At 58.6% G+C, this 3,500-nt stretch carries 6 protein-coding genes; all 6 read left to right on the forward strand.

Annotated elements, in window-relative coordinates; all coding sequences use genetic code 11:
* Nucleotides 1-4 precede the first annotated feature (4 nt).
* The 6 genes from H512_RS0119795 to H512_RS26700 all read left to right on the forward strand — a co-directional run bounded on the left by H512_RS0119795 (nt 5) and on the right by H512_RS26700 (nt 3,318).
* Complete coding sequence (locus tag H512_RS0119795) at nt 5-289, forward strand: ArsR/SmtB family transcription factor (protein WP_026784882.1); 285 nt, start codon at nt 5-7, stop codon at nt 287-289.
* Nucleotides 286-1,359, forward strand: a complete 1,074-nt coding sequence (locus H512_RS0119800) for a permease (RefSeq protein ID WP_026784883.1) — start codon at nt 286-288, stop codon at nt 1,357-1,359. The genes H512_RS0119795 and H512_RS0119800 overlap by 4 nt, the downstream gene beginning before the upstream one ends.
* Nucleotides 1,360-1,377: 18 nt before the next feature.
* Nucleotides 1,378-1,620, forward strand: coding sequence for a thioredoxin family protein (locus tag H512_RS0119805; protein WP_036793029.1), 243 nt, complete (start codon nt 1,378-1,380; stop codon nt 1,618-1,620).
* Between the two features lie 81 nt (nt 1,621-1,701).
* On the forward strand, nt 1,702-2,184 hold the full coding sequence (locus H512_RS0119810) for a hypothetical protein (protein ID WP_026784885.1): 483 nt from the start codon (nt 1,702-1,704) through the stop codon (nt 2,182-2,184).
* A 189-nt stretch (nt 2,185-2,373) separates the two neighbouring features.
* A complete protein-coding gene (locus H512_RS0119815) occupies nt 2,374-3,042 on the forward strand; it encodes a nucleotide-binding protein (RefSeq protein ID WP_026784886.1) in 669 nt (222 codons plus the stop codon).
* A 12-nt stretch (nt 3,043-3,054) separates the two neighbouring features.
* Nucleotides 3,055-3,318 carry a hypothetical protein gene (locus H512_RS26700; protein WP_084798650.1) on the forward strand — a complete coding sequence of 88 codons (264 nt, stop codon included), beginning with the start codon at nt 3,055-3,057 and terminating at the stop codon, nt 3,316-3,318.
* Nucleotides 3,319-3,500: the final 182 nt, after the last annotated feature.

A 3,500-nucleotide genomic window follows, 5' to 3' on the forward strand; every position in this document is an offset into this window, starting at 1 on the left:
CCCCATCGCAATCCTGTCGGCCCTTGCCGACCCCACCCGCCTCGCCGCCATCCGGCTCCTTTGGGATGGCGAGGAGCACTGCGTCTGTGAACTGATGCGCAAGATTGACGCCTCCCAATCCCGGATGTCGCGCCATATGGCGGCACTCAAGGTCGCCGGTTTGGTCGTCGATCGCCGGGACGCCCAATGGGTACGTTATCGGCGCAACCCGAACCTGCAGGCTGCCGTTGTGGCGCTTGTCGGCGCCGCCCTAGCCCTGCCTGAGGACCGGCAGGAGGAAGCGGCATGAGCACCTGTTGCCCCTCCCCTTCGCCTGCTCCACGGCCTTCTCTCACCTCGAGCCCGGCCTTTTGGTATGCCGGCACCGGCCTTGGCCTTGCGGTCTGGGTTCTGCTCTATGAGCTTCTCCAGCCCTTTGCGACGTGGGCCGTGGCCCAGCTGCCGGTTGCTCCCGGGAGCCATCTCGAAGAGGCGCTTGCCTTCTTCCTCTATGACACCCCCAAAGTGCTTATGCTGCTGACCCTTGTGGTATTCGGCATGGGCATTGTCCGGAGCTTCTTTTCCGGAGAAGCCACGCGGCGGCTTCTTGCCGGCAAGCGCGAGGGCCTCGGGAACGTGGCTGCAGCGTCTCTCGGCATTGTGACGCCCTTCTGCTCCTGCTCCGCCGTTCCCCTGTTCATCGGCTTTGTCTCAGCCGGCGTTCCGCTTGGCGTGACGTTCTCGTTCCTGATCGCGGCTCCCATGGTCAACGAGGTTGCCCTCGGGCTCCTCTTCGCCCTCATGGGGTGGCAGGTTGCCCTCTCCTATCTCGGGTTCGGTCTTGGTATAGCGATCCTTGCCGGCTGGGTGATCGGCCGCTTCCACCTTGAAAGCTGGCTGCAGCCATGGGTTCTCAATGTCCGTATGGGCGCGACCCAGCTCCCCGACATGCGTATGACAGCCGTTGACCGGATTCAGGCGGGCCTGGACTCCGTGAAGGACATCGTCGGCAAGGTCTGGCTCTGGGTTATCGCCGGCATTTCCATCGGAGCCTTGATCCACGGCTATGCGCCGGCCGATCTGCTGGCCTCCATCATGGGCAAGGATGCCTGGTGGTCGGTCCCGGCCGCCGTGGTGATCGGCATTCCCATGTACTCCAATGCCGCCGGCATCATTCCTGTCGTCGAGGCCCTTTTAGGTAAAGGGGCCGCCATCGGCACCGTGCTGGCCTTCATGATGGCGGTCATCGCCCTGTCCCTTCCGGAGATGATCATTCTCAAGAAGGTCCTGACCGGGCGGCTGATCGCCGTGTTCGTGGGTGTTGTAGGTCTTGGCATCGTGGCTGTCGGTTACCTGTTCAATGCCGTTTTTGCCGGTTGAATCAAGAAAGAGGATGAAATGACCAAAGATATCAAAGTGCTCGGCTCCGGCTGTAAAAAGTGCCAGATGACGGCCGAAATGGTGCAGACGGAAGCCAACAAGCTCGGGGTTCCGATCTTCCTTGAGAAGGTGACCGATTACGCTGCCATGGCGGCCTATGGCATCGCCTCCACCCCTGCCGTGGTTGTCGACGGCAAAGTTGTTCATGCCGGCGGCCTGCCCAGGGCTGAGGACGTTGACGCCTGGTTGGCCGAGGCCTGATCAGGGTAGCAGTCTTGGACCGGAGCTTTCACCATATGTCAGGAAGGCTCCGGCTGAACTCCATAAGGCTCCGTAGGAGCCATGACCACGCTGGAACCCCGTCTCGTTGAACAAGGCTACGCCGCCGAGGCGCGATTCCGCGCGTGGCTGGATGCCTCCCGGCTCCCCCACATCTACACCGACCAAACCCGCGAGAGCGTGCCCGAGCATTTCCGGAGCACGATGAAACGACCAGACTACCTGGTCGCCCTCCCCTATGTCGGCACGATCGCCTTCGATGTGAAGTGCAAGTCAGTCTACGGCAAGGCCCGGGAGTTCGTGTTCGACGTGTCCGAGATCCGGAGGCTGGCGACCTTTGACCGGCTGTTCCGGATCACCACGTTCTTTGCCTGCCTCGATCCGGAGGGGTCAGAGGTGTCGGTCTGGTTCCCAGCCGAGGAACTGATGCTGATCGTGGGGCGCAAGCGCACCGGCACCATTCGGGTGCCCTTGCAGGACGGCCAGGCCGTCGACATGGGCCGTCCGCTTCAGGATGCGCTACGGGACGCGATCAGCCTCGGTTAACTGAAAAATGGGCATCTAAAGGATATCTTTTTCATATCCTTTAGATATGTCTACAACCCGTCCTTCGCTGGTCCGGCTTCGTGGCGATTGCGCTACACCAGTCCTATCGAAATAGCGTTAACTAGATGTCAACAAGATATCTTTAGGATATCCTCCAGATATGAAATCGACATTGAAAGGATATCTTCCATGATTACCGTCATTGGCGGAACCAAGGGCGGCTCCGGAAAATCCACCGTCGCCACAAATCTCGCAGTCATGCTCGCCGCCAGCGGCCGAGACGTGCTTTTGGTCGATGCTGACGACCAAGAGACCTCTATGGACTTCACAGCTCTCAGGAACGAAGCGCGGACCAGCGGCGCCGGGTACACCTGTGTTGCCCTTACCGGCAAGGCCGTGTTCACCGAGGTGAAGCGTCTGGCACCCAAATACCAGGATGTCATCATCGATACTGGCGGGCGAGACACCGAGAGCCAGCGCGCCGCGCTGATGGTCTGTGACACCTATCTTGTGCCCTTCGCACCCCGGTCCTTCGACGTGTGGACGCTCGATAAGGTTGCGTCCCTGGTCGAGGAGGCTCGTACCTATAATCCCGAACTCAAGGCTTATGCGTTCATCAACCGTGCAGAGACACGAGGCAATGAGAATGCAGAAGCCGCAGAACTGATCAGGGCCAAGCCTGCTCTGGAGTTCATTCCAGCATCTCTGGCCAACCGCAAGGCCTATGCCCACGCGGCAGCTGCAGGACTTTCGGTAACAGAGCTAAAGCCGCAGGATGCCAAGGCGACTGAAGAAATGGGGATACTGTTTGGATATCTTTTTAATATCCAAAAGATATCCGAATTGAAGCGAGCGTAAGGAGTTAATGCGATGCCCGTAACCGGCAAACCCAATCGACAAGCGGCGGAAAAACCCAGCGAAAAGGCCATAGAGGCTTTCATTAGCAAGGGTGGCAGCGTGGCGTCCGAAGTTGCTCCCAAGGCGAAGTATGTACAGCATCCGCTGAAGTTTCCGGCTGACGGAACGTTATTCGGCCGTATGGAAAGCGTTCGCAAAGCGGGAACCGTGCAGCTCCCCCGCAATACATGGATACTCCAAGCGATCGCGGAGAAGCTGGAACGGGAAACTCAATAGAGATCCATCGGATATATAAATGATATCATATAGATATCTTTTGGATATCTAATGGATATCCCTTTGATGTGAACTGGACTGATTTTTGTCGTCAGAAACCGTTCTTGACCCACGACAAAAATGCGGCGAGTCCCCCCGGAATTATGCATCTTTCAAAGGCAATCCGCTGGCCACGAATCAAC

Source organism: Pleomorphomonas koreensis DSM 23070 (genome assembly GCF_000425185.1).
In the GTDB taxonomy this organism is placed as follows: Bacteria; Pseudomonadota; Alphaproteobacteria; order Rhizobiales; family Pleomorphomonadaceae; genus Pleomorphomonas; species Pleomorphomonas koreensis.